4 protein-coding genes are annotated in these 4,017 nt (G+C 65.1%); 1 reads left to right on the top strand and 3 read right to left on the bottom strand.

Annotated elements, in window-relative coordinates:
* On the top strand, window positions 1-1,213 hold a 1,213-nt coding region (locus C5F44_RS17505), incomplete at its 5' end, for a glycosyltransferase (protein ID WP_146161985.1).
* Here C5F44_RS17505 and C5F44_RS17500 read toward each other — a convergent pair.
* The 3 genes from C5F44_RS17500 to C5F44_RS17490 all read right to left on the bottom strand — a co-directional run.
* Entirely contained in the window at window positions 1,176-1,877 is a 702-nt protein-coding gene (locus C5F44_RS17500; protein ID WP_107674920.1) for an LbetaH domain-containing protein, read from the bottom strand. The two genes, C5F44_RS17505 and C5F44_RS17500, sit on opposite strands and share 38 nt — an antisense overlap.
* Window positions 1,877-3,010: a DegT/DnrJ/EryC1/StrS family aminotransferase gene (locus tag C5F44_RS17495; RefSeq protein ID WP_107674918.1), complete on the bottom strand. Its 1,134-nt coding sequence runs from the start codon at window positions 3,008-3,010 to the stop codon at window positions 1,877-1,879. Before C5F44_RS17495 ends, C5F44_RS17500 begins: the two co-directional genes overlap by 1 nt.
* Window positions 3,003-4,017 (bottom strand): rhamnan synthesis F family protein (locus C5F44_RS17490; RefSeq protein WP_219908702.1); only part of this gene is annotated, 1,015 nt, incomplete at its 5' end. The genes C5F44_RS17495 and C5F44_RS17490, both read right to left, overlap by 8 nt.

Genomic DNA, 4,017 nt, shown 5'->3' with positions numbered 1-4,017 from the left:
GGGGTTCGATGCAGGCTTCTACCGGCGCTGCTATCTGCCTCTGGGCGCGGCGTTTCCGTTTCGCCACTACATGACCGAAGGCAAATCGCTGGACTATCTGCCCCGGCCTGTGACGCGCAGTCGCCCGGACTCGACGGCGGCGATGTCAAAGATGATCGCAGGATGCGAACAGCCAATCCTGCTGGCCTCGCATGATGCACAGCGGGCGGGGGTTCCGATCCTGACCCTGGATCTGGCACGGGCCTTGCAGCACCGCGGATGGACACCCGTCTTTCTGCTTGGCAACGCAGGCCCGCTTTTGCCCCGGTTCCGGGCCCTCGGGCCTGTCTTCATTCTGGCCGAGGGCTGGGATGTTGCAGGGCTTGGCTCGGCCCTGCCACGCGGCACATCGGCCCTGATCAATACCGCCGCGATTGCCAGGGTGGGCGCACCGCTGGCCGAGGCGGGGCTGAACTGTCTTGTCCTGATGCACGAGATGGCAGCTTATATCCGCGATCAGGGACTTCTGTCCGATCTTGGCACGGCCAGGGCGGCGGGGGCGCGGCTCATCGCTTCAATGCCGCGCACAGTGCAGGCGCTGGCCGATGTTCTGCCGGGGCTGGAGCATGTGCGGCCGGGGATCGTGCTGCCAGACACGCCGCTGGCGGCGTTCCGGCAGCGGCTGCGCAACCGGCGCGCGGCCCCGGTTTTCATCGGGGCGGGTCATGCCGACCGGCGCAAGGGGTTCGACCTGTTTCTGGACGCCGCCGCAGCCATCACCCGGCAAGCGCCGCAAGCGCGGTTCGTCTGGCTGGGAGAGCTGGATGACTGGGCGCAGACTCTGGCGAACAGGGCGCTGGCCGAAGGTCTGGATCTGGAGCTGCCGGGTTTTGTCGATGACAGTCTTGCCCGATACCGTGCGGCAGATGTCTATCTGCTGACCTCACGCCAGGACCCCGGGCCGACAACGGTTATCCATGCCGCCGCCGTGGGAACGCCGTTCGTCGGCTATGCCGCCGACATCGGCATAAACGGCATGACCCAGGGTCTGGGGCAATTCGTTCCCCCCGAAGAACCGGGGACTTTTGTCGATACCGCGCTGCGCCTTGCCGCAGGGGTTACGCCGGCGTTCCGAAGGCGCCTGAGGCGCGAGATCCGTGCCAGGACGGGCTTCGCCCCCTATGTCGATGCGCTGCTCAGCCGTCTTTCCCGCGCGCAAGACGGCGCAGCCTGACCCAGTGGCGGATGGGCATGGCGGGATTGCCGATCACCCGCTCGCCTGCGGCGACATTGCCCAGAACCGCCGCACCGACGCCGATTTCGGCATCATCGCCAATGGTCAGCCAGCGGTTGCGATGGCCGTTGGCGATGACGGCGCGCGGCGCGATGCTCACCCTGTCACCGATACGGACATGGCCCGACACAAGCGCATCGCCCGCAAGGGTGGTGAAGGCGCCAATCTCGACATCATGGGCAATGATCGAGGCCAGCATGATCGTGCAGGGGCCCGTGGTGACATCCGGCCCGATCCGCGTCCAGGGCATACAGACAGACCCCGGACCAAAGCGCGCGGCCGGATCAAGGTTGATCCGTTCGGGACAGATGGCTGTGGCCAGAGTTGCCCCCTCGGCCTGCAAACGGCGGGCAACCCGGCCGCGCAAACCGGGGTTCGAAACCGTCAGCAGCACCGGCAGATGCGGGAACCTGCGCAGGCGTTCATCCGACGAGATCACGGGAACGCTGAGGGCAGGATGGTCAAACCCATGCGCAATATCGTCGATCAGGGCGCGAATCTTCACCCTGCCCCGCCAGTATTCCTCAAGCCCGCGCAGGATCATCAGGCTGTGACCCCGGGCGCCGAAGACCGTTATTTCCTCGAATGTCTCTGTGGCCTTCATCAGATATTTCCTTCGGAACAGATGTCCGCCGCAATACGGCCGATCCGGGCCACATCCGATGCCAGAACCCGGCCGTGCAGCGGCAGGCACAGGACTTCCTGCCCGACCCGCGGCGCGACGGGCGCGCTGCCGTCCCGGGTGACGATCTCCGCATCGGCCCAGACTGTGCCCGGCCCACAGAGCAGGGGAAACTGATCGCGGGCGAAAATACCCTCTTGGGCCAGGGCAGCATGTAACCGCTCGCGCCGGTTCGGGGGCAATCGCAGGACATAATAGCCCAGGCTCTTGCTGGCCCCCGGCCTTGTTGCGTGCAGACGCAGCCCGGCGATGCCGGCAAGCGTATCGTCGTAAGATCGGCAGAGGCTATCGCGTGCGGCAAGTTCTGCCGCCAGATCGGGCAGAAGCGCCAGCCCCATGGCGGCGTTCAGCTCGGACATCTTGCCGTTCAGCCCGCGCCCGGCCGGCAACCTGCCCTCCAGCCCGAAATTGCGCATCTGGCGAAACGCGCGCGCCCGCCGGGCCCGCGTGACGATGAAACCGCCCTCTCCGGTATGCAGGATCTTGGTCGCGTGCAGCGAAAAGGCCGAAGCATCGCCAAAACTGCCGATGGGCTGGCCCTGAAACGTCAGGCCAAAGGCATGGGCGGCATCATAAAGCAGCCAGAGACCATGGCGTTCCGCAATGGCACCCAAGGCGTCAACATCGCAGGGCACACCCAGAAAATGCACCGGCAGGATGGCCGAGGTGCGCGGCGTGATCGCGGCCTCCACAGCCTCTGGCTGCAGTGTCAGCGTCACCGGATCGACATCGGCAAAGACAGGGACAAGGCCGTTCCAGGCAATGGCCTGGGCCGTTGCCGCAAAACTGAGGGGCGTGGTGATCACCTCTGAGCCGGGCGGCAGACCGCCAAGAGCCAGCCCCAGCAGCAGCGCCATGGTGCCAGAGGAGACAAGCGAAACGGCATCGCCCGGCGCGACATGCGCAGCCAGCGCCTTTTCCAGCCGCAAATGCAGCACGCCGCCATTCGTCAACCAGCCAGCCGAGAGCGCTTCGGCGGTGATTTCCGCCAGACGCGCCGGGTCAGGGATCATCGGCGCGCCGAACACAACCGGGGCCGGTGCTTTGCTACGCATCGAATACCCCGGCCTCCAGTGCGGCCCGCAACTCGCCGTTGGAGGTGAACCGCTTCTGATACATCATGTGCAGCCGCGTGCCAGCCCCCGAGACCGGCAGGATGTGATGGCCATTCACCTTGCACACCACACCAAGCATACGTTCAATGGCATGGGCAACTGTGCCATCCACCTGACCGGCCTCGGGCGGAAAATGCTCTGGCCGCAGGTCCAGGTCCAGCAGGGGCTGGATGGCATCCCTGCGCGCCCAGAACATCGAACCGGCCGGAAAGCGCAGTTTTCCGTCATCCGGCAAGGGCGCTTCGATCTTCATCCGCCAGGCCAGTTCACGGGCGATTTCCCGGTTCGCGCCCCAATGTGCCGCGCTCAAGGCCGCCTTGAAGGTAACGGGCTTCACCATCCCAAGGCGCGGAATCGTGTCAAACAGGGACAGGATTCGGTTCACCTCGTCGGCCGAGCCGACAAGACAGTCGAGGATATGCTCAAGCCACTCATCCAGCGCCGCGGAATGCGGAGATTTCTTGCCATGAAGATGCAGGACGATGTCATGGCGGGCATAAACATCGCGAAAGCCATATAGCTTGGGCCACACATCACGCCCCCGGTTCTCCAGAACCCGGATCTCCGCAGCCGGAAGGCACCCCCGGATGAAATCCGCCTTCTCAGCGGTATCGGTAGAAACATAAAGATCGAAGGGACAGCTGATATGGGCCAGTCTCTTGGCGAAGACCGGCGCCAGATCGCTGTAATAGAGGTGCAGGAACACACCCGGCCGCGATGATGCCGCCGGCGTTTGCCGCCGCGGCCACAGCGGAAGGCAGACCTTGCCTCTGTCGCGGTTGAACGCGGCGGGGCCGCTTGCCCACAGCGGTTCGTTGCGAATGACCCTTTCTATCCACCAGTCACACTCTTGCCTGGTGAACTTCGCCCCCAGCGGATTGTTTTCCGCGATCAAGGCCTCGCTGATCCGGCGGGCTCGGGTCGCCAATGCCTCCAGCCGCCCGGGT

Origin of the sequence: Fuscovulum blasticum DSM 2131 (assembly GCF_003034965.1) — a bacterium.
Classification (GTDB): Bacteria; Pseudomonadota; Alphaproteobacteria; order Rhodobacterales; family Rhodobacteraceae; genus Pseudogemmobacter; species Pseudogemmobacter blasticus.
The sequence above is the reverse complement of the archived record's forward strand: the minus strand, read 5'-3'. Positions and strand labels throughout refer to the sequence as shown.